Source organism: Lachnotalea glycerini, assembly GCF_003201285.1.
Classification (GTDB): Bacteria; Bacillota; Clostridia; order Lachnospirales; family Lachnospiraceae; genus Lachnotalea; species Lachnotalea glycerini.
Window position 1 is genome coordinate 92,812 of the sequence record NZ_QICS01000008.1, and the last position, 22,581, is coordinate 115,392.

21 protein-coding genes, 3 tRNA genes and 1 other annotated feature are annotated in these 22,581 nt (G+C 34.8%); of the genes, 17 read left to right on the plus strand and 7 right to left on the minus strand.

Annotation, left to right across the window (positions count from 1 at the left end; translation table 11 throughout):
- Positions 1 to 74 precede the first annotated feature (74 nt).
- The 5 genes from C8E03_RS14605 to C8E03_RS14625 all read left to right on the plus strand — a co-directional run bounded on the left by C8E03_RS14605 (position 75) and on the right by C8E03_RS14625 (position 7,972).
- The gene (locus tag C8E03_RS14605; protein WP_094378247.1) at positions 75 to 1,121 is read left to right on the plus strand and encodes an ABC transporter substrate-binding protein; all 1,047 of its coding nucleotides are present in this window, start codon (positions 75 to 77) and stop codon (positions 1,119 to 1,121) included.
- Between the two features lie 166 nt (positions 1,122 to 1,287).
- Positions 1,288 to 2,259: an ABC transporter permease gene (locus C8E03_RS14610; RefSeq protein ID WP_110291368.1), complete on the plus strand. Its 972-nt coding sequence runs from the start codon at positions 1,288 to 1,290 to the stop codon at positions 2,257 to 2,259.
- Entirely contained in the window at positions 2,246 to 3,043 is a 798-nt protein-coding gene (locus C8E03_RS14615; protein WP_110291369.1) for an ABC transporter ATP-binding protein, read from the plus strand. Before C8E03_RS14610 ends, C8E03_RS14615 begins: the two co-directional genes overlap by 14 nt.
- Before the next feature lie 273 nt (positions 3,044 to 3,316).
- The gene (locus C8E03_RS14620; RefSeq protein ID WP_110291370.1) at positions 3,317 to 4,009 is read left to right on the plus strand and encodes a TIGR01906 family membrane protein; all 693 of its coding nucleotides are present in this window, start codon (positions 3,317 to 3,319) and stop codon (positions 4,007 to 4,009) included.
- A gap of 213 nt (positions 4,010 to 4,222) precedes the next feature.
- Complete coding sequence (locus C8E03_RS14625; RefSeq protein ID WP_094378251.1) at positions 4,223 to 7,972, plus strand: phosphoribosylformylglycinamidine synthase; 3,750 nt, start codon at positions 4,223 to 4,225, stop codon at positions 7,970 to 7,972.
- Between the two features lie 300 nt (positions 7,973 to 8,272).
- On the opposite strand, the gene C8E03_RS14630 is transcribed toward C8E03_RS14625, so the two are convergent.
- From C8E03_RS14630 to C8E03_RS14650, 5 genes are all read right to left on the minus strand, one after another.
- Positions 8,273 to 8,917: an ATP-binding cassette domain-containing protein gene (locus C8E03_RS14630; RefSeq protein ID WP_094378252.1), complete on the minus strand. Its 645-nt coding sequence runs from the start codon at positions 8,915 to 8,917 to the stop codon at positions 8,273 to 8,275.
- Between the two features lie 36 nt (positions 8,918 to 8,953).
- Complete coding sequence (locus C8E03_RS14635) at positions 8,954 to 9,814, minus strand: hypothetical protein (RefSeq protein WP_094378253.1); 861 nt, start codon at positions 9,812 to 9,814, stop codon at positions 8,954 to 8,956.
- The gene (locus C8E03_RS14640) at positions 9,814 to 10,584 is read right to left on the minus strand and encodes a hypothetical protein (protein ID WP_094378254.1); all 771 of its coding nucleotides are present in this window, start codon (positions 10,582 to 10,584) and stop codon (positions 9,814 to 9,816) included. Before C8E03_RS14640 ends, C8E03_RS14635 begins: the two co-directional genes overlap by 1 nt.
- 15 nt (positions 10,585 to 10,599) lie before the next feature.
- Positions 10,600 to 11,697 (minus strand): hypothetical protein, encoded by a 1,098-nt coding sequence (locus C8E03_RS14645; RefSeq protein WP_094378255.1) that lies wholly within the window; start codon positions 11,695 to 11,697, stop codon positions 10,600 to 10,602.
- A 71-nt stretch (positions 11,698 to 11,768) separates the two neighbouring features.
- On the minus strand, positions 11,769 to 12,206 hold the full coding sequence (locus tag C8E03_RS14650) for a hypothetical protein (RefSeq protein ID WP_094378256.1): 438 nt from the start codon (positions 12,204 to 12,206) through the stop codon (positions 11,769 to 11,771).
- A gap of 217 nt (positions 12,207 to 12,423) precedes the next feature.
- On the opposite strand from C8E03_RS14650, the gene C8E03_RS14655 reads away from it, so the two are divergent.
- The 12 genes from C8E03_RS14655 to C8E03_RS14710 all read left to right on the plus strand — a co-directional run bounded on the left by C8E03_RS14655 (position 12,424) and on the right by C8E03_RS14710 (position 20,529).
- The gene (locus C8E03_RS14655; RefSeq protein ID WP_094378257.1) at positions 12,424 to 13,083 is read left to right on the plus strand and encodes a hypothetical protein; all 660 of its coding nucleotides are present in this window, start codon (positions 12,424 to 12,426) and stop codon (positions 13,081 to 13,083) included.
- Between the two features lie 254 nt (positions 13,084 to 13,337).
- A complete protein-coding gene (locus C8E03_RS14660) occupies positions 13,338 to 13,517 on the plus strand; it encodes a hypothetical protein (protein WP_094378296.1) in 180 nt (59 codons plus the stop codon).
- Between the two features lie 146 nt (positions 13,518 to 13,663).
- A tRNA-Val gene (locus tag C8E03_RS14665) sits at positions 13,664 to 13,736 on the plus strand.
- A 22-nt stretch (positions 13,737 to 13,758) separates the two neighbouring features.
- A tRNA-Met gene (locus C8E03_RS14670) sits at positions 13,759 to 13,832 on the plus strand.
- 318 nt (positions 13,833 to 14,150) lie between these two features.
- Positions 14,151 to 14,717, plus strand: coding sequence for a 2-C-methyl-D-erythritol 2,4-cyclodiphosphate synthase (gene ispF / locus C8E03_RS14675; protein WP_094378295.1), 567 nt, complete (start codon positions 14,151 to 14,153; stop codon positions 14,715 to 14,717).
- A 60-nt stretch (positions 14,718 to 14,777) separates the two neighbouring features.
- On the plus strand, positions 14,778 to 15,935 hold the full coding sequence (locus C8E03_RS14680) for a GNAT family N-acetyltransferase (protein WP_170123008.1): 1,158 nt from the start codon (positions 14,778 to 14,780) through the stop codon (positions 15,933 to 15,935).
- 49 nt (positions 15,936 to 15,984) lie between these two features.
- Positions 15,985 to 16,208, plus strand: a binding site (T-box leader).
- Between the two features lie 140 nt (positions 16,209 to 16,348).
- A complete protein-coding gene (gene epsC, locus C8E03_RS14685) occupies positions 16,349 to 17,020 on the plus strand; it encodes a serine O-acetyltransferase EpsC (protein ID WP_094378293.1) in 672 nt (223 codons plus the stop codon).
- A gap of 19 nt (positions 17,021 to 17,039) precedes the next feature.
- A complete protein-coding gene (cysS, locus tag C8E03_RS14690) occupies positions 17,040 to 18,437 on the plus strand; it encodes a cysteine--tRNA ligase (protein ID WP_110291371.1) in 1,398 nt (465 codons plus the stop codon).
- Positions 18,422 to 18,868: a Mini-ribonuclease 3 gene (locus C8E03_RS14695; RefSeq protein WP_110291372.1), complete on the plus strand. Its 447-nt coding sequence runs from the start codon at positions 18,422 to 18,424 to the stop codon at positions 18,866 to 18,868. The genes cysS and C8E03_RS14695 overlap by 16 nt, the downstream gene beginning before the upstream one ends.
- Positions 18,869 to 18,894: 26 nt before the next feature.
- On the plus strand, positions 18,895 to 19,635 hold the full coding sequence (rlmB, locus tag C8E03_RS14700) for a 23S rRNA (guanosine(2251)-2'-O)-methyltransferase RlmB (RefSeq protein ID WP_094378290.1): 741 nt from the start codon (positions 18,895 to 18,897) through the stop codon (positions 19,633 to 19,635).
- A 34-nt stretch (positions 19,636 to 19,669) separates the two neighbouring features.
- A complete protein-coding gene (gene sigH / locus C8E03_RS14705; RefSeq protein WP_094378289.1) occupies positions 19,670 to 20,290 on the plus strand; it encodes an RNA polymerase sporulation sigma factor SigH in 621 nt (206 codons plus the stop codon).
- A 166-nt stretch (positions 20,291 to 20,456) separates the two neighbouring features.
- A tRNA-Thr gene (locus tag C8E03_RS14710) sits at positions 20,457 to 20,529 on the plus strand.
- 252 nt (positions 20,530 to 20,781) lie between these two features.
- Here C8E03_RS14710 and C8E03_RS14715 read toward each other — a convergent pair.
- Both C8E03_RS14715 and C8E03_RS14720 read right to left on the minus strand, forming a co-directional pair.
- Positions 20,782 to 21,903, minus strand: coding sequence for a tyrosine-type recombinase/integrase (locus C8E03_RS14715; RefSeq protein WP_110291373.1), 1,122 nt, complete (start codon positions 21,901 to 21,903; stop codon positions 20,782 to 20,784).
- 172 nt (positions 21,904 to 22,075) lie between these two features.
- Positions 22,076 to 22,570 carry a zinc ribbon domain-containing protein gene (locus tag C8E03_RS14720; RefSeq protein ID WP_242993566.1) on the minus strand — a complete coding sequence of 165 codons (495 nt, stop codon included), beginning with the start codon at positions 22,568 to 22,570 and terminating at the stop codon, positions 22,076 to 22,078.
- Between the last annotated feature and the right edge of the window lie 11 nt (positions 22,571 to 22,581).

Sequence of the window (22,581 nt, forward strand, 5' to 3'; positions counted from 1 at the left end):
ATAGTACAGTTTAACAAATTAAAGTGTTGCGCTTTAGACTGTTAAATAAAAAGGGTTAGGAGAAGGATAAAATTATGAAAAAGAAAATCTTATCACTTACATTAGCTTTGGCACTTGCAACATCTTTAGCCGCTTGCAATTCAAGCAACACAGCTAAAGATTCCGCTTCCACAGCAGATACAACACAAAATGAAGACACTGCATCTGAAGGAAAAACAGAAGAGGTAACAGACGACACCGTTTATAATATTGGTGTATGTCAGTTGGTTCAGCATGATGCATTAGATGCAGCATATAATGGTTTTGTTGATGGATTAAAGGAAGCAGGAATCGAAGAAGGTAAAAATCTGAAAATAGATTATCAAAATGCGCAAGGTGAACAGGCAAACTGTGCAACGATTGCTTCGAAGCTTGTAAATGATCAGGATGATTTAATATTGGCGATTGCAACACCAGCAGCACAGGCATGTGCAAATGCAACCTCCGATATTCCAATCGTTGTCACAGCAGTAACAGATCCGGCAGAATCAGGGTTAGTTAAGAGTAATGATACACCTGGAACAAATGTAACAGGTACTTCTGATTTGAATCCAATCGACGAACAAATGGATTTATTATTAAAGCTGGTTCCCGATGCAAAGAAAGTAGCTGTGTTATATTGTTCCAGTGAGACAAATTCTAAAATTCAGGCTGAAATGGCAAAAACAGCTGGAGAAGCACTCGGGCTTGAGGTTATAGATGCGACCGTATCTAATTCAAATGAAATTCAGCAGGTAGTACAGTCCTTAGTAGGTAAGGTATCTGCCATTTATGCACCTACTGATAATATGATTGCAGCAGGTATGGCAACTGTTGCTATGGTTGCAAATGAAAATAATCTTCCCGTCATATGTGGAGAATCAGGAATGGTTGAGGCAGGTGGTCTTGCTACTTATGGTATTGATTATTATGAATTAGGTAAATTATCAGGAGCTCAAGCAGCTAAAATTTTAAAAGGTGAAGAAAAACCTGCTGATATGCCGATTGAATATTTGGATGCTACAAAGCTTCAGGTAAGCGTAAATGAAGAAGTTGCAAAGCAACTTGGAATTGAAATTCCGGCCGATTTAGTAACAAAATAATCAACTAAGGAAATTAAGCTTATATTTTGAACAAGCTTATGAAAGAATAATCATATATGATGAAAAACTATGGAATTATAATTCTTTGTTTCATCGTATTAGGACAGACAATCAGTCTGTCCTAATACACTTTCTAAGTAAAATCACTTTCAGGAGGAAAAGTTATATGAGTATATTAATCACACTGTTATGGGCGGCTCATTCAGCAGCTTCTCAAGGTGTTTTGTGGGGAATTATGGGGCTTGGTGTGTATATTACATTTCGAGTGTTGGATTTTCCAGACATGACTTGTGATGGCAGCTTTGCACTTGGTGGATGTGTTAGTGCAGTGTTAGCCGTAAATGCTGGATGGAATCCATATCTCACACTTGTTATAGCAGTACTTGCAGGAGGAATATCAGGTGCCATTACAGCTTTATTACACAATAAATGTAAAATACCGGCAATTCTTTCCGGAATTCTTACTATGACAGCACTTTATTCTATTAACAGCAGAATTATGGGACAGGCAAATATACCATTAATCGGAACGGATACAATAGTAAGCTTAATTAAGGATATCCTTCCGACATTTCTTGAAAGCATTCCTAATTTTACAGTTTGGGTTACTTTGGTAATAGGCTTTATTTTTTCTGCCTTGGCAGTTATTTTTATGTACTGGCTTTTTGGAACTGAAATAGGCTGTGCTATAAGGGCAACGGGAAATAATGAGGATATGGTTCGGGCGTTGGGAGAAAATACTGACAAGATGAAAACGTATGGTCTTGTAATCGGAAATGGTCTTGTTGCCCTTTCCGGAGCGCTTGTAGCACAAAGTCAAGGGTATGCCGATGTGGGTATGGGAGTTGGTACAATTGTAGTTGGTCTTGCATCCATTGTAATAGGTGAGGTAGTAATGGGAAGAGCAAGAACCTTTAAATTTCGTTTGATTTCTATTATTTTAGGTTCTGTGATCTATCGCGTTATTATTGCTTTTGTTCTTTGGATGGGTCTGAAATCAACCGATTTGAAATTATTGACGGCACTCGTGGTTTCGGCGGCTTTAACAATTCCTAAGTTATTGCCCGCAAAAGCAACTATGGCAGCGAAAGAGGAATTATTTGAAGAGGAAGGAGGAAGCTTTGATGTTAAACATTAGTAATGTCTACAAAACCTTTAATGCAGGAACAATAAATGAGAAAAAAGCCTTGAATGGAGTAAACCTTCATTTGGAGCCTCAGGATTTTGTAACCGTAATCGGGGGAAATGGAGCAGGAAAATCTACAATACTAAATATGATAGCAGGGGTATATTCAATTGACAAAGGCTCTATTGTGTTGGATGGAATCGAGCTTACTTACTTACCGGAGCATAGACGAGCCAATTATTTAGGCAGAGTTTTTCAAGATCCAATGAAAGGAACAGCCGCCAACATGGAGATTCAGGAAAATCTTGCAATAGCCTACAGACGGGGGAAAAAGAGAGGTTTTAGCTGGGGAATCACCAAGGAGGAAAAGGAACAATTTCATGAAGAACTAAAGGTATTAGGTCTTGGCTTGGAAAATCGGATGACTTCAAAGGTTGGGCTTTTATCAGGGGGTCAAAGACAGGCTTTGACGCTTTTAATGGCTACGCTGCAAAAGCCAAAAGTGCTCCTGCTGGATGAGCATACAGCGGCTCTTGATCCCAAAACGGCAAGAAATGTATTAACTTTGACAAATGAAATTATTCAGGCTGATAAGCTTACGGCAATTATGATTACACATAATATGAAAGATGCTATTAAATATGGAAACAGGCTTATAATGATGCACGAAGGCAGTGTGGTTTATGATATAGCAGGAGAAGAAAAGAAGAATCTTAAAGTATCTGATTTGCTTGCTAAATTTGAACAGGCAAGCGGAGGGGAATTTGCTAACGACAGAATGATGCTGGCAAATTGACATAACAGTTATGTTGTACTAAAATATTGGATGTAGTGAGGGCACTCAGTTAATTGAGTGTCTTTTTTATTTCATAGAAAAGACCTTGTTATGGTAACGTATAAAAGTATTGATTTCTCGTATGAAATAAAAACACAATGCGCACGAAAGCAAAAATAAAATCTCCCCTTGTCAACTAGAACGAAATAGGATATAAATAATAAGAAGATTACATGAATGCAGGGGATAAAATTACTTAATAGGGGATATCTCAAATAGTAAGGGAGCACATGAATGAATAAAGTAAACTATTGTGTAGCAATTCTTGGTTCGATTGCATGTATTATTATTTTATTTTTAACCAGCTTTAAATTTGTATTATATAGTGACATTGGATTTTATGAGAAAGAATATACGAAATACGGAGTACTTGAAGAGGTCAAGATGGATATGCAGGATGTACTGTATGTAACACAGGAAATGATGAATTATCTGATTGACAAAAGAGATAATTTAGTAGTAGAAACTGTTGTAGATGGGCAGCAAAGTGAATTCTTTAATGAGAGAGAAAAGCTTCATATGCAGGATGTTAAGAACCTGTTTATGGCTGGACTTATGATTAGAAGAATTGCATTTGCTACATTAATACTTTCAATTCTTATATTAATATTTAGAAAAGCAGACTTAAAACGCATAATCTCTAGAGCCTTTCAAATTGCTACTCTAATAGTCGGGGCTATAACAGGCGTGGCAGCATTTTATATTTCTAGAAATTTTATTGAAGTTTTTTTAAAATTTCATTATTTGTTTTTTGATAATGATTATTGGATATTAAATCCAAAAACGGATTTAATGATTAATATTTTGCCGGAAGGTTTTTTCTATGATACAATTAAGTCAATTGGTATTATGTTTGGATGTCTCTTAGGAATATTATTGTTGATTACAGTAATATTGGATATGGTAAGACAACGCCGGAAACAGTGAAGCAAGAATCTTAAATAAATTTCATTTGATAAGAACAGATTATAAATGCCATAAGATATATTAATTTTATTAATGATATGTCTTATGGTATTATAATGTGAAAGACAGATATTATTTAGTCATACTAATAGTAGCATAATTTATTTGTCATGGTAAGCTGTTATAACATGGATAACAAATGGGAAAAGTGAGTGAAGCAATTGGAGGAAACCTATGAGTGTAAAACGTATTTATGTTGAGAAGAAGAAGCCTTACGCTGTAAAGGCAAAAGAATTAAAGGAAGAAATTGAAAACTATTTAGGAATTAACACGGTTCGTGCAGTTCGTGTTTTAATCCGTTATGATATTGAAAATTTATCTATAGAAACCTATCAAAGGGCTTGTGCAACTGTATTTTCAGAACCACCGGTTGATTATTTGTATGAAGAAAGCTTTGAAATGGAAGACGATAGTAACGTATTCAGCGTTGAGTACCTCCCGGGGCAGTTTGATCAAAGAGCTGACTCGGCCGTGCAATGTGTAAAGCTACTCAATGAAGAGGAGCAACCAGAAATTAAAACTGCTGTAACCTACGTAATCAAGGGTACAATTACAGAGGAAGAATTTCAGAGAATTAAGAACTTTTGTATTAATCCGGTTGATTCCCGAGAAACTGACCTAGCTAAACCAAAAACGTTGGTGACAGAATTTGAAGAACCGGCAGATGTTATTATATTTGATGGATTTAAGGAAATGGACAAAGAGAAGTTGAAAGAGCTGTATCAGTCTTTAAATCTGGCCATGACCTTTAAAGATTTTCTTCACATTCATAAATATTTTAAGGAAGAAGAAAAACGCAATCCTACCATGACTGAAATCAGAGTATTGGATACGTATTGGTCGGATCATTGCAGACACACTACATTTTCAACTGAACTAAAAGAAGTGTCTTTCACAGAGGGCTATTATAAGGAACCTATTATAAAAACTTATGAGAAGTACTTAGCAGACAGAGAAGAACTATTCAAGGGCAGAGAGGATAAATTCGTATGTTTGATGGATTTAGCTTTAATGGCAATGCGAAAGTTGAAAGCAGATGGTAAACTTCAGGATTTGGAAGAGTCGGATGAAATCAATGCTTGCAGTATAGTTGTTCCTGTTGAGATCGATGGAAAAGAAGAAGAATGGCTCATAAGCTTTAAGAACGAAACACATAATCACCCAACAGAAATTGAGCCGTTTGGAGGAGCAGCCACCTGTCTTGGAGGAGCAATTCGTGATCCATTGTCAGGACGCTCCTACGTATATCAGGCAATGCGAATAACCGGAGCAGCAGATCCAACTATTCCGCTTGATCAGACACTGAAGGGTAAGCTTGCGCAAAGAAAGATTGTAACAAGTGCAGCAAGTGGTTATAGCTCCTATGGTAATCAAATTGGCTTGGCAACAGGCTATGTCAAGGAAGTCTATCATCCTAATTACGTCGCAAAAAGAATGGAAATAGGCGCGGTCATGGGTGCAGCTCCACGAAGAAATGTAATTAGAGAAAATTCGGATCCAGGGGATATTATTATTTTACTTGGCGGAAGAACGGGACGAGATGGCTGCGGCGGAGCAACCGGTTCTTCTAAGGTTCATACGGAAGAGTCCATTGAGACTTGTGGTGCGGAGGTTCAAAAAGGAAACGCGCCAACCGAGCGAAAGATTCAGCGATTGTTTCGACGTGAAGAAGTGAGTAAGCTGATAAAAAAATGTAACGATTTTGGCGCAGGCGGAGTATCAGTTGCAATCGGAGAATTGGCAGAGGGACTTCATATCTATTTAGATAAGGTACCTAAAAAATATGCAGGTTTAGACGGAACAGAAATCGCAATCTCAGAATCACAGGAAAGAATGGCAGTTGTTGTAGATCCTATGGATGTTGCAAAATTTTTGAATTATGCAAAAGAAGAAAATCTGGAAGCAATTGAGGTTGCTAAGGTAACCAAGGAGTCTAGACTGGTTATGCTTTGGAGAGACAAAGAAATAGTTAATATCAACCGGGCATTTTTGGATACCAATGGTGCACATCAAGAAACTAAGGTAGAAATAACGGTTCCAAAAGAAGACAATAATTATTTTAAGACAGAGAAAGTAACAGATGTTAAGAAAAAATGGCTTACTACCTTAAAGGATTTAAATGTTTGCTCTCAAAAGGGTCTGGTGGAGATGTTTGATGCATCAATCGGAGCCGGTTCAGTTTTTATGCCCTATGGTGGAAAATATCAGTTGACAAAGACACAGTGTATGATAGCTAAGCTTCCTGTACTAAAGGGAAAAACGAATACGGTTACTATGATGAGCTATGGTCTGGATCCGTATTTATCCAGTTGGAGTCCTTATCATGGAGCGGTTTATGCTATTTTACAGTCTGTTGCTAAAATTGTTGCAGCAGGCGGAGACTTTAAGAAAATTCGATTTACTTTTCAAGAATATTTCAAACGAATGACAGAGGATCCAAAACGTTGGGGCGAGCCATTTTCAGCACTGCTTGGAGCATATGATGCCCAAATGGGATTTGGTCTTCCATCAATTGGTGGAAAAGACAGTATGTCAGGTACATTTCAGGATATTGATGTACCTCCGACATTGACCTCTTTTGCAGTAGATGTTGCAAACTATCAAGATATCATTACGCCTGAACTTAAAAAGGCAGGAAATAAGCTAGTTAAATTTACAATTACAAGAGATGAGTATGATATACCAGCATATGAAAAAATTATGAGTCTGTATGATTCAATTCATACTGCAATTCAGGATAAGGTAATCTTATCAGCCTATGTGGCAGATGCCTACGGTGTGGCTCCGGCTCTTAGTAAAATGGCATTTGGTAATAAATTTGGTGTGAAAATCAACGATAATATAAGCCCAAGCGAATTGTTTGCGGTTGAGATTGGCAATATCATAGCAGAGGTTCCGCAAGAAAAATTAGATAAACTGGCGGGAGATTATGAGATTATTGGTGAGGTAACAGACAATCATCAGTTCACCTATAAGGATGTTGTTATTACAATTGAAGAAGCGATTAAGGCTTGGACAGGTACTCTTGAAAATGTTTTCCCTACCTCTTCTAAAGTGGAGCAAACTAAAATTAAGACTGGATTATTTAAAAGTGACAGCATTTATGTGGCAAAGAATAAAATTGCAAAGCCGACCGTATTTATACCCGTATTTCCTGGTACAAACTGTGAATATGACAGCTTAAAAGCATTTGAAAATGCGGGTGCAAATGTGATAACGAAAGTATTTAAAAATTTAGATGCAAAGGATATCAGAGATTCAGTCCAAGAATTTGAATCAGGCATTCAGAAAGCACAAATCATTATGTTTCCGGGAGGTTTTAGTGCAGGCGATGAACCAGATGGCTCGGCTAAATTTTTCGCAACCGCTTTTCGCAATGAAAGAATAAAAGAAGCAGTAAATCAGCTTATTCATCAAAGAGATGGTTTGGCACTCGGCATCTGTAACGGTTTTCAGGCTTTGATTAAACTGGGATTAGTTCCATATGGAGAAATTGTAGAGCAGTCAAGTGACTCGCCAACTCTTACAATGAATACAATCGGACGCCATATCTCCAAAATGGTTTATACAAAGGTAGTAACAAATAATTCACCTTGGCTTATCAAAGCAGAGCTTGGTTCAACCTATTGTAACCCTGCATCACATGGAGAGGGACGTTTTGTTGCAAATGAAGAATGGATCAAGAAATTGTTTGAAAATGGACAAGTTGCTACTCAATACGTAGATGAGCTTGGAAATCCTACTATGAACGAAGAGTGGAATCCAAATGGCTCTTATGCTGCAATTGAAGGAATTACAAGTCCTGACGGAAGAATTTTAGGTAAAATGGCTCATGCAGAACGTAGAGGTGAGGCAGTAGCAATCAATATCTATGGTGAGCAGGATATGAAGCTATTTGAATCAGGTGTAGAATATTTTAAATAATTATTCGTTATAATTTTAGAAAGAACCATCTTGTGTTTGATGAAATGCACAGGATGGTTTTTTTATGTAATAGGAATTGCGTCCTATTACATAAAAATGTTCCCCAGGATGCGCACGAATGCAAGTGGAAAATGTCACTGCATGACTGCATTCGACGCGGCAAAGCGGTCAAGTCCCTCATGAGTGAGGGATTAGGGAGCTGATGCGGACTTGTCCGCTTTCTTATCATATGAAATTCTATAAATTTCCCATGATAGAAGCACTCTGTGAAAGAGGCATACGAACGTAATGGCTATCCAATTATTTGGTATTTATTATGCTGCCTAAATCCATTTCAACTACGGTATCACAAAGGATTTCAATATCCTCTTTATTATGACTTGTAATGATTATAGTTTTTCCTTGTTTCTTTAAACTAAGTAATAAATCTCTTATTTCTGCAACACCGTGGTTATCAAGACCATTCATCGGTTCGTCGAGAATTAGAATAGCCGGATCTTCCATAATGGCTTGAGCAATACCCAAACGCTGCTTCATCCCGAGGGAAAATTTTCCTACTTTTTTTTTGCATTTTGGCTCAAGACCAACTATATTTAGAGCATCATAAATTGCATCATTTTCAATTTTTTTATTTATCATAGATAGAAATTTGAGATTTTTAAAAGCATTATAATTAGACAAAAAGCCGGGAGACTCAATAATCACACCTGCATTTTCAATGATATCAATATCGGTTCCAATTACTTTTCCGAAAATATTAATTTCCCCTTCTGTTAATGTAATCAATCCACAAATAGCTTTTAACAAAACGGTTTTTCCAGAGCCGTTTCTACCTATAATACCGTGTATTTTTCCTTTTTCGAATGTCAGATTAACATGTTTAACGACATTTACATTTCCATATTTTTTGGTTGCGTTATTAATTAGGATATTTTTTTCATTCATACTATTTCTCCAATGCTTTAATTTAAATATTAGTAATTAATTTGCAATTTTATCAATGCCATATCTTTTGCCACAAGCTATAATAATAAAGATAGATAATAAAATTAGAGTTAAATAACCGCATATCGAATAAAATAAGGACGGATATACCGTTACATTTTTCCGCAAATCCAATAAGGATGTATTAGACCATGTTAGTGGTGATAAATAAATTAGCCGTTGATATACAATATCAGTTTCCAATAGAAAATCAAAAAGAATTATAATCGCGGCTACGGCATTTCCGATTAATCGGTTGCTTATTATAATATTAAAGACATAAACAAACAATCCGAGAGTAAAGAAAGATAATACACATAGAGAAAAGGAGAGCAAGTAAACATTAGCGGGAGAGAATTTTAAAATAAAATTGGAATTTAATTTTATAGAATGATTAAAATCAGCACCAGCATCGGTTAAAGTCAGAGTACCTAAAACCTTGCCCCAATTCATTGTAATATCAATATGCCGTATAATAATTAAAATGGAGCTAAGACAAATTATGCATGTATAAACGATAGAAAGAATGAAAAGATAAATTACTTTGCCAATAAAAAAACTTATCTTGCCGCTTCGTACCAGTAGAAAAAGCTGGTTAGAATTAGAATAAGGTACTTCGCATATCAAAAATAAAAATAGGCTGAAAAGAATAACACGCATAAAACGTTGATTCATAATAAAAGGTAAAAGCCAAGGAGATATTTTATAACCAACACGATAAGCAAAATGATTCACTTCTTCCAAAATGATGCTGGTAAATAAAAAAATTAAAAAAATACATATCTTAAAACGCAGTTCAGACCATAGATTCAAGATGTCATTCTGAGTAACGCGTAATGCCTTTTTTAGTAGAATCATCATATACTCCTTTCCAACTTTTGAATAAAGGCGGTGCTTATTATTAGTATGGCTAACCAAATATATCCCATTGAATATAAAAAGTTATACATAATGCCTGCATGATCAATTACGCAATAACCGGAAATACAATAATCAATATTCAGTATATCCGGCAGATTCATGACGAAACGGTATATAACGTAGCTTGAAACAAAGGGCATAACTGTAGTTAAAAAATAGTCAGGCTGATAACTTGAAACAAACAGGGCAATTATGGCCCATAAAACGCTTCCGCTTGCAAACAACAATATTCTAACAAAGAAAAACAAGAAAGGAAAAGCTCCTGTAGTTAATGTACCATAGCCCCCGGAGATATTTAGCTGCAAAGCCGATTTAGGGTCATATAAAGGATAATTAAAAGAGAATAAAACAATGACCATGAGTAAACCGGCAATACTTACAAAAAAGGTGCTGAGTATTGTAACCAATGCTTTTGAACGTGCATAGGAAGTTATGTTAGTACGCGTATTTATGCATAAAAAGTAGTTATTGCTTATGTCTTCACAGTAGCATAATGTAAAAGGAAGTGCTGATATAACATAAAGTATTTCACGGAACCATCCGCTTTCTGTAATGCTGTCTATCATTGTATCTACTGAGAGAAATTCATTAAATTGTATCATGTCACTGAAATTGCAAAAGTATAGAGCAAGTATATATAAAATAAGTGTTACAATTAGTTTATTTGAATGAAAAAACCTATATAAATCAGCACGTATTATTTTCATAAAAACTCTCTCCGATTAAAATATTTTTCCGGTTACCGCATTTATAGCAGTCAAGGAATAAGAATCATCAGACGCATTATGCGACAAAATACTCCATGTAGGAATAAATTCATAGGTCAGGGAATTTCTATCAATTAATGTATAAGTATAGCAAAAATTGATTTCCGTTATTGTGATAGGATCTTCTAAAATTATATAACTATATTTTTCTTTGATACAATTTAGAGCAGCTTCTACATCGATAATTTGTTCGTCACATTTGGATTTATCAAGCTCATAGTTTACCTTTGAATTAAATGTGACGATACCTTCTTCGTTTACAATTGCAGAAATATAATCACCTCTGCAGTTTCCAATACCTGAAAGTGTATTGGAAGAGTAATTTTCACTCATTATGGATTCCCCATTGACAGACTTTTGATTCCATACAATGTAATAACATCCTTTATCATTTTCAAACGAAATGTCCTTTTCAGAGTAAAAAAGCTCAGGAGAACCTCCGATATAATCATATAGTGTGGATAAGCTCTCAGAATTTAATGCGATGCACGTAAAAGGAGTATCTTCAAGATATAATCCTAATATATTTGAAGCGTTTTTTACTAAGCTCAGTGCATCTTCCTTCGTCATAAAGGATAGGCTGCCGGCATCTTTGATTCCGGCATTGTCAAAATTTTGAGGCAGTTCATAGGCAGAATCAGGAAAATAGCTAATTAACGTAAAATAATTGTAATAGTCATAATTACTGTAACTTTGGAAGCCTAGATAATGATATGCTCTATTTTGATATTTAAGTTTATAGCTATAATCATCCTCTGTTGTATCAGATTGATAGATAAGCTCACTTTCCGGTGCATCATAAAAGAAAGCCTTTTGAACCTGTTGCGCAGACGGTTCATAAATATGAGCGTTATAAACAGGAAGTGTGCTTGAGGGTGAGGATATCACATCTGCATTTACTTCTAAATTAGTATCTAATGTTTTTGAAATATGTGAAGAAGTATTGTTACTTATATTTTCAACCGTATTTGAAGTATGCGTATTATTACATGCCGAAGTAAATAATGTGAGCAAAATAGCGGATATTAAGAGTAGTTTGATTTGTAATTTCATTATAATTATATTTCCCTCCTAAGTTTAATCAGAGAGCTTTGATTAAGAGCTCTCTGATTCTTTACTAAATATTATGGACGCCAATTTCCTGAAGCGGTACAATCTGATTTTGAACAATACCCATATAATTTATATGCCCCATCCTTAGCAATATAATTTGATTTATATGTTAAAGTTAAATTTTTTTGATAGCATGAATTTGTATATGTACTTATACTTGTAGCAGCTTCACTAATTGAATCAGTATCTGCATAGTATTTTAACAATTTCATCTTTAAATTATTATGTGCATTTTTTTGCTTTAAGACCGTAACATATGCGTTTTCACCAAGGAATATTTCGTCTCTGTAAGCATAACTTGATTGTGCATTATCATTGTCTGAATTGAAAGTAAGCTTAAAGTTAAAAGTACCTCCATAAGCTGAAACAGGTATTGAAATAAGTATTGATGATGCCGCAACTATTACAAAGGAACGTTTCAAGTTTTTAAATAAGACAGTAAGTTTCATATAAATCCCTCCATATAATTTATTTAATTTCCGGAAATTAAATAAATTATAATATGGTTTATAATTATAGTCAACATAAATATCTAATTAATGAAATAGTTGTAAAACATTTCACTTATTCACAAAGAAGTTGTAAGAAAAAAGTATACTTTTTGCAATTGTAAAGTATAAAATAACTGCTATAATGAAACTATGATAAAGAAAGAGAGGTGTTTTCATGAAAAAAATGATGCATGCATTATTTTTTGCTATTGTAATAGTTGCAGTATCAGGCTGCAGCAGTAAAAAAGCATATCAGGAAGACAAAACGAACGAATCTGTGCAAGTAGATAGTACTAAGGATTCTGGTGAAATCATAGAGATGGATGAAAAATCAGCACAACAATTGGTTGAAGAAAGACTGGATACGACAAAATATTCAGTTGAAAAAGCGGAAGATGCAACGGTAGATGACGTGAACTATTATATATTTAATATTCTTGAAGGAGACAAGCAGTTATCAATGGGTGTAGCTGTTGATAAAATATCCGGTGAGCTTTATGCTTATAAGGAAGATAAAACCATAGCTCCATATTCTGAATTCACGCTATATGATGAAAGCACAGATGAAGAAACCGAGTGGGAAGGTTCATATAAGAGTGAAACTGTGACATTGGATTTAATGCCGGCAGATTCTAATTCATTTGAATTTACGTTTGCAAATGAAAATAATACGGATTCCTTAACAGGAGTGGCACAGGTAAGTGGTAAGGAAGCTAAGTATGAGGATGAAGATGGTTTTAAGTTAAGTTTTGTAAAAGAGGGAAATACAATTACAGTAACGGAAAGTGAATCTGGTGATGATAGTTTTGCTTTTGGAGGAACATATACACAGTAAAGAAAATATGGCAAAAGTATGAGAGCAGGGAATTAAAATTCTCTGCTTTTATAAAATATAAGTTAGGTGAAAGATAAGACGACCATTGAATAATTAGATCTATATGGAATGAATAATCCATTTTGAATATAATCAAAGTTTTTAAAAATTTAACATTTAATAATTAATCAGAAAAACTTGTTGAAATAGGAAAAATATGATAACATAAAGTAAATTAAGTTATTTAGCACACAATGAGAAAATGAGGGATGAATATGCAGACAGTTGGAGGATATACAATTAAGACAGGAAGAACCAGAATGTGCCCAATTTGCGAGGGTGCAGAACTTCGATACACAGGTGATACAAAAATAATTAATGAAAAAGAGCACTATAAGCATAGATGCATTAAATGTAGCTTGGAATTTTGGTTTGACGGTAAATATGGAGAATGATACAGTACTTTAAGTTGTAATGAAAAGTATAAGGTCTAGCCAAATTGCTTATATAATATTAGTAAGAATTTGTAAAAAAGGTATTGACAAATTTTGATTAAATTAGTATACTAGCAAAGCAGGTTGAGAAACTTGTCGCAGTTTATGGGATCATAGCTCAGCTGGGAGAGCATCTGCCTTACAAGCAGAGGGTCATAGGTTCGAGCCCTATTGGTCCCATATTAATTGAATAAAAGTATATGGCGGAATAGCTCAGTTGGCTAGAGCACACGGTTCATACCCGTGGTGTCGTTGGTTCAAATCCAATTTCCGCTACTCGAATACCTGATATAACTGTGGTTATGTTAGGTTTTTTTGTTTCATAGGAAAGACCTTGTTGTGGCAACGTATCAAAGTTTTGATTCCTATGAAATAAAAGCACAATGCGCACGAATGCAATTACCTATTTTTATACGTGTGAGATTCACACGAATGCATAAGGAATATATCATATGAGACAGATTTTAGTAGAATTGAATCTGCAACCCTCATGATAAGTAGGTAGTTTATTTTCTGTAAATTAAAATAAATCGAACAAAAATGAAGCGAATGAATATAGTGTAATTTTTGGTTAAGAATAATAGGAGGATAACTATGAGAGTTGGAATGGGATATGATGTCCATAAGCTAATAGAAGGCAGAGATTTGATACTGGGAGGAGTAAATATTCCTTATGAAAAAGGACTTTTGGGTCACTCGGATGCAGATGTCATTGTACATGCGATTATGGATTCTATTTTGGGAGCGGCAGCCCTGGGAGATATAGGAAAGCATTTTCCTGATACAGACTCGTCTTATAAAGGCGTATCAAGTATCAATTTATTAAAACAAGTAGCAAAATTAATTGAAGAAAATATGTATATTATAGAAAATATAGATGCTACTATAGTTGCACAAAAGCCTAAGTTGTTGCCATATATACCTAAAATGATAGAAAATGTAGCGGATGCCTTAAAAATTCCTGTAAATTGTGTTAATATCAAGGCGACTACAGAAGAAGGACTGGGCTTTACCGGAAGTGGAGAAGGTATTTCAGCACATTCGATATGTGCTTTGAACACAATTGCAGATTACCGTTATAATGAAGGAAATACCAGAAAGTTTCCAGCATGCGAAGGATGCCATGGATGCGCGGGATGCCCAAACAAGACAGAAGAATAGGCGTATCCCATTTTTTGCAACATAAGTTTGTGCGTGCGAAATGCACGAATGGAGGAAAAGATGTTATTTAAAAATAATAAAAAAAAGAAAGAGGATGGAAAGCAAATACAATCTCTGTCATATAAAGAACATAATATTACACGACCTTTGTGGGAAACAACATTTGAGGAAGATAGCAAGGAGTTTATCGATTATTATTATAATAATAAAGTGACTGATAACAGTATATGGGTTGCTAAAGAAGGCGATTTAATACTTTCTATGGCACAACTTAACCCTTATCAGATACATTTGGGCTTATCAATCGTTTTGGCACATTATATTGTTGGCGTGGCAACCTTAGAGGAATACCGCAGGAAGGGTTTTATGAGAAGTATTCTGGCCGCCTGTTTTGAACAAATGTATAAAAATAAAGAGCCTTTTACTTATTTAATGCCGGCAAAGGAAGAATATTATACAGCTTTTGACTTTGTAACAGTTTATTATCAAAAGAGCGGCATTCTTCTTGAAACTTCAGATGAAACAGAGCTTACCTTTAAAAATGCTTCGGAGGAGGACTTTAAATATCTGGCATGGTTTTCGGAGGAAGTTCTATCGGAAAAATATAAGGTATTTGTTAATAGAGAAGAAAGTTATTACCAGATGATAAAAGCACAGTATGAGGCAGAGCATGGTGGAATAATTTGTGTTTACCATTCAGATTTGTTGGTTGGATATTTTTTCTATGGTGAATATGAAGCGATTGAAATTATGGAACCGGTTTGCCTTGATACATACCGTGATGAATTGGTTCACGTAATAGCAAAGAAGTTTAAGGGTTGTGAAAAGCAAATTAGAGTAACAGCTTTTGATTTCTTAAATGAAGATGCTTTTAAAAATATAACCACGAAACCTACAGTTATGACCAGAATTGTTTCACTTGATATGTTTGTAAAATATCTTAAGGCCTCAGAGCCTGTTAAACTGATTTTACAAATTGAAGACCAATTTATAGAGCAAAATAACGGAATTTTTGAATTATACATTGATGATAATAGTACAGAGTTTGAGCGTACCTCTGCAGAACCTGAAATTAAGCTTAGTATCAGTGAATTTACAGCATTGTGTTTTTATGAAATATTACCAAAAGGAATAGAAGAGAAAGCGAATGAATATGTTATAAATAAGCTTAATAAGGTTTCAAAATTTCATTCAATTTTTTTGAATGAGTTTGTATAGCAATATTTGGTTGACAAAATACAGTTTTTTGAATACACTATAATAGAAGATAAATGTGTTGAGTGGAAAAAGTAGTTTGGTAAAATTAGCAGAGAGGAATTGTCATCGGCTGAAAGCAATTCTTATATTTTAACAAATGAATGTGCGTCCAGGAGCAGATTAGGTGAAAACTTTTAGTAGCTTAATACGAATAACACCCGTTAAGTGTATAAGTGGAAGGGATAGGACTATACCTTTACATAGAGTGGAACCGCGGATAACTTCGTCTCTAATTTTGAGATGAGGTTTATTTTTTATTCTATTGGAAAGTTCATTAAAGTAATAAAGTAAAATTCTGTAGCAAAAATAGGGTATGTTAAATTTATTCGAGACAGAATATTTGCATTCTCATTTAAATTAAGGGAGGTCTAATTATGGGAATGATTCAATATATAAAAGAAGAAATCAATGTTATAACAGAAAGAGATCCGGCGATTCGATCACCCTGGGAGGTGTTGCTGTATCCAAGCTTTAAGGTGATGTTGCATTATAGAGTTGCTAATAAATTATACAAAAAAGGACATTTTTTTCTGGCTAGATGGGTATCACAAAGAGCAGTAAGAAAAACTGGAATAGAAATACACCCTGGTGCTACGATTGGAAAGGGACTTTTTATTGATCACGGCAGCGGCGTTATAATTGGTGAAACCACAATTATAGGAGAAAATGTAACATTATATCAGGGTGTTACTCTGGGAGGAACTGGAAAAGAAAAGGGAAAGAGACATCCAACATTGAAAGATAATGTAATGGTAAGTGCAGGCGCAAAAGTAATCGGTTCCTTTACAGTTGGAGAAAATTCAAAAATTGGTGCTGGCTCTGTAGTATTAAATGAAGTGCCTCCAAACTGTACTGTTGTAGGTGTTCCGGGCAGGATTGTTAAACAGGATAATATAAAAATTCCAAGAAGTGATATGGATCAGATTCATCTTCCCGATCCCATTTATTGTGATCTCATGGAGCTTAAAAAAGAAAATGAGGAATTAAGAGGTTGTATTGAGAAGATTCAAAAATGTTTAAAAAAGACAGACGTTGATATACAATAAAAAAATAAAGGAGAAAAACATGAAACTGTACAATACTTTAACGCGACAAAAGGAAGATTTTAAACCCATTGAAGAAGGCAAGGTTAGAATGTATGTATGCGGGCCTACGGTTTATAATTTTATTCATATTGGTAATGCAAGGCCAATGATTATTTTTGATACGGTTAGACGATATATGGAATACAAAGGATTTTCAGTAAATTATGTATCGAATTTTACTGATGTGGATGATAAGATAATTAAAAAGGCAATTGAGGAGGGAGTACCCTCGTCTGAGATTTCAACCCGCTATATAGCAGAATGTAAGCAGGATATGGAATCTCTTAATGTACGGCCTGCTACAAAGCATCCCTTAGCTACCGAAGAGATTGACGGAATGATTGCGATGATACAGACGCTGATTGATAAAGACTATGCATATGCAAAAGAAGGTACGGTATATTTCAGAACCAAAAAATTCGACGAATATGGAAAGTTATCTAAGAAAAATTTGGATGAATTGGAGGCTGGAAAGCGTATTGCAGTAGAAGAACAAAAAGAAGACGAAATGGATTTTGTATTATGGAAGCCAAAAAAGGATGGGGAACCTTACTGGGAATCACCGTGGGGAAAAGGCCGCCCAGGCTGGCATATTGAATGTTCAGTAATGGCTAAAAAGTATTTGGGTGATGAAATTGATATTCATGCAGGGGGAGAAGATTTAATATTCCCTCACCATGAGAATGAAATTGCTCAAAGTGAAGCGAGCAATGGAAAGCAGTTTTCAAGGTATTGGCTTCACAACGGTTTTTTAAATATCGATAATAAAAAGATGTCCAAATCGTTAGGAAATTTCTTTACGGTCAGAGATATCAGTGAAAAATATAATTTGCAAGTGCTGCGTTTCTTTATGCTTAGTGCTCATTACAGAAGCCCTTTAAACTTTAGTGCAGATTTAATGGAGGCTTCGAAAAACGGTTTGGAACGAATTCTTACTGCGGTAGATAATTTAAAACATTTAAAGGAGGCTTCTGAGAAACTTTCCATAACAGAAGAAGAAGCTTCTAATTTAAAGGCAGCAGAAGAATTTGTTCGAAAGTTTGAAGAGGCCATGGATGATGATTTTAATACAGCAGATGCGGTTTCAGTGGTTTTTGAACTGGTAAAATATGCAAATATGAATTCGAGTGTTAATTATTCTAAGGAATATTTAGATAAGTTATATAAGCAAATAAAAATGCTGTGCGATATTCTGGGTATTGTTGTTGATAGGGAAGTTGAAATTTTAGCAGAAGATATTGAGAATTTGATAGAAGAGAGACAGGCAGCGAGAAAGTCTAGAAATTTTGCAAGAGCAGATGAAATCAGAGATGAATTACTTTCGCAAGGAATCGTGTTAGAGGATACAAGAGAAGGGGTAAAATGGAAAAAAGCATAGAAGGTATCATGCCTTATTTAGAGCAGGCATTTAATCTGCCTAAGGTGGATATCAGAACGTATTCACCGTTGGTATTAGCCTATATCGGAGATGGAATTTATGATATCATAATCAGAACTATTATCGTTACAAAAGGGAATAGTCAGCCAAATAAGCTGCATAAAAGAACAAGTCGTTTAGTAAAAGCTTCTGCCCAATCAGCTATGATAGAAGCTGTTATGGAAGAGCTTTCGGAGGAGGAACGAAAGATTTACAAACGAGGTCGAAATGCAAAGTCTGCAACTGTGGCTAAAAATGCCTCCATGGTAGATTATAGACGTGCAACAGGATTTGAAGCACTAATGGGATACTTGTATTTGCAAGGACAATTTGAACGAATGATAAACTTGATCAAGAGCGGTTTAGAGAAAAGTGAATTAGAAGAAAAATAAGAATACCATTATTATAGGAGGTAGCAGTGAGATACGAGGAATTAACGATTGAAGGAAGAAATGCAGTGTTGGAAGCCTTTAGGGCAGGAAAGACTATAGATAAGGTTTTCATTTTAGACGGATGTCAGGACGGTCCGATTAAAACGATAACCCGAGAAGCAAGAAAGTATGATACCATTATCAATTATGTGAATAAGGACAGATTGGATAATATGTCAGAGACAGGCAAGCACCAAGGAGTCATTGCTTATGCGGCAGCCTATGAATACGCAGAAGTGGAAGATATTTTAAACATAGCTAAGGAAAAGAACGAGCCGCCATTTGTCATATTACTTGATAACATTGAAGATCCTCATAATTTGGGAGCAATTATTCGTACAGCAAATCTGGCTGGAGCTCATGGCGTTATTATCCCTAAACGGCGTGCAGTAGGACTTACTGCTACTGTAGCGAAAACCTCTGCAGGTGCAATTAATTACACTCCTGTTGCAAAGGTTACTAATTTGGGCAATACCATAGAAGAGTTGAAAGAGCAGGGAATGTGGTTTGTATGTGCTGATATGGGCGGAGATTTAATGTACAAGCTTGATTTAAAGGGGCCAATCGGACTTGTTATAGGAAGTGAGGGAGAAGGTGTAAGTAGACTGGTAAAGGAAAAGTGTGATTTTGCTGCTTCTATCCCTATGCATGGAGATATAGATTCCTTGAATGCATCGGTAGCAATGGGAGTATTGTCTTATGAAATAGTAAGACAGAGAATGAGCTAGAAATGAGGAGTTGTTATAAAAAGTAGGTGAGTATGTGAATAAGTACAACGAAATGAGCGATGAACATTTAATTCGTTTAGCACAGAATGGAAATAATCAGGTAATGGATTATCTGATGGAAAAGTACAAGAATTTTGTTAGAAAAAAAGCATATGAATTATATATAACTGGTGGAGATAATGATGATTTGATACAGGAAGGAATGATTGGACTTTTTAAGGCAGTCAGAGATTTTAATATTAAAAAGGATACTTCATTTTTTACTTTCGCAGATTTATGCATATCCAGGCAATTATATACTGCAATTCATGCCTCCAAAAGAAAAAAACATATACCTTTAAATACCTATGTTTCCTTATATTCAGCAATGTCAGAGGAAGAGAATGAGAATCAGACACTGATGAATCAGGTCTATTCGATAAAAGACAAAAATCCAGAAGAATTGGTTATTGATAAAGAAAACAAAGGGTATATTGAAGAGCAATTGCATGAAAATTTAAGTCCCTTTGAAATGGAAGTACTGGATTTGTATATAGCAGGTACTCCTTATTCACAAATAGCACAGATTTTGGTGAGAACTCCTAAGTCTGTAGATAATGCAATTCAGCGAATTCGAGGGAAGTTAAGTACAATTTTGGCAAAGAAGTTTGAATAATTGCAAAAGGCAATAGAAAATAAATACTTTTTCGTTGCCTTTTGTCTTATCTAAAGACAATAAAATTATAAATTTTTGTATTTGTAAAATAAATTCACACAAATTGTATCATAACACTTGACTTTTAATGAATAATATAATATATTATACAAGGTTACATAAGAATGCTGTTATAGCTCAGGTGGTAGAGCGCAACATTGGTAGTGTTGAGGTCACGAGTTCGACTCTCGTTAACAGCTTAGTGAAAATTAGTTTAAAATAGCTTCAAATCCTTTAATAGTAAGGGTTTGAAGCTATTTTTTAATAGTCTGTAATTTTGTAAAGTTGTGTAAAATAGAGTTAGTCATAAGTTAGTCAGTCGATAATTGTCAGATAATTCACAAGCAAAATTCGGAACAAGTTAGTCAAAAAGTTAGTCAAAACCCCCTATATTTTCTAGGTACTTAGGCTGTATAAAAATTTCTAGGTTAGTCAAATTTATGCAATTTCTTTTATATGCACATGATATTATCTAGTTTATCTGTTAAATCTGTTTTGTTTTCCATTAAGTGAGTATAAATCTCCAAAGTCACTTTTATACTTGAATGTCCTAAAAGCCTTTGAGCTTCTTTTACATCAACCCCACCATGATATAACATAGTAGCATAGTTGTGGCGAAAGATATGAGGAGTAAGATCAGTTACCTGGATACCATGTTGTGTTACCTTATTTTGGTATATTATTTTAGGAGTTCCACCCATAGCACAGTTTATCTTATTAAAGATATCATTCCAAAATCGTTTAAAAGTTGCGCTACTCATAATTGTTCTATTTTGCCCTGTAAATAAGTAAAGGGTATCAATAGTGTTTATATATCTTTCTAGTGAGTGAGATAGGTTAATAGGCATGTTTACTTGTCTATTGGATTTAATTGTTTTAGGGTCTTTAATATGGCTACCCCCTGCCCATGATAGAGATTTATTTACACTGATACACCTATTTGAATAATCAATATCTTTCCTACTTAGTGCAAGCACCTCTGAACGTCTCATGCCAGTATATAGAAGAATATCAATAAATGCCTGCTCCTTGTCAGTAAACTCACACTTTTTGATTGCTTCTTTTTCTTTATCGGTTAAAGCTCGCTTTTGAGATTCATTTTGTTTAGATACTTTTATACTTCGACATACATTCTTATAGACCAAGCCATCGTCTATTGCATCCTCAAGCATTTGATTCATGGTGATCTTAATCATCCTTTGAGTTTCTGAAGAATGACTCTTGCTATTTATAAGCATTTGCACATCAATTTTTCTTAAATCCATTAAACGGATATCATTAATAGCATTAAGGTGATTCCTGATGATGTTTTCGTAATTCATATACGTACTGGTAGCAACGTTATTTTTGTATGCCACAATCCAATCCTTAGCCCATTTACCCACAGTAAGTCCTTTATCGTTAGCATATGTACCTTTATTGACTTGTGTAATTATTTCAGCCTTTAAACGTTCCAGTTCAGGGATAGAGTGAGCGTATATAGTTGGGGCATAAATTCTTCTACCATCTTCATCATGTCCAACTATGACGTTTGCAGCATATCGGCCATCTTTTCTTTTCTTGTATTTTGCCATTAAATTTTTGTTCCTTTCTTATAAAAGGGTATAAAAAATAACCCTCGATTTTCCATCAGGATTATGATATAATTCTACTTGTCGAAGGTAGAGTTATTCGTAAACCAGTCATGTTACGAGTAATCTATATGAAGCCGTTTCCGATCCATGGAAGCGGTTTTATTTTGTTTTATTAAGATTCTTTCTTTTTGTTAGCAAATATCATAAAAATAATAAGTAAAACACCAAAGAAGATTGAAAGATTTGACCAAATACCTAAGTCGGTAAAGGAACCTATTTCAATTTTTGCAAATAAACCTCCGATTATGTAAAAGCATGCTGGTATAATAAAGCTAGATTTGCTTGACTTACTCCGATTAACAACTGTTAAAATTCCAGCTATCAACATAAACAAAGCAAGAAAAAACCCGAATGAACCACTTGTTTCGCCACTTTCAGAAAGTGCATTACCTACTCCAGCGGCGCAAGACTGAAAAGAGATTATAACAAATAGTATAATGGATATAATTCCAATTGTTGTCTTTGCACCCTTAAATTTTGTTTTTGAATCGTCAATAGTTACAGTTACTTTTGCCTGCTGTGTAAAAATGGGATGACCGCAGTTAGGACAACTAGTCGCTTGGTCGGATATTTCCTTTCCACATTCTTTACATGTTGTTAATGCCATATGTATTCCCT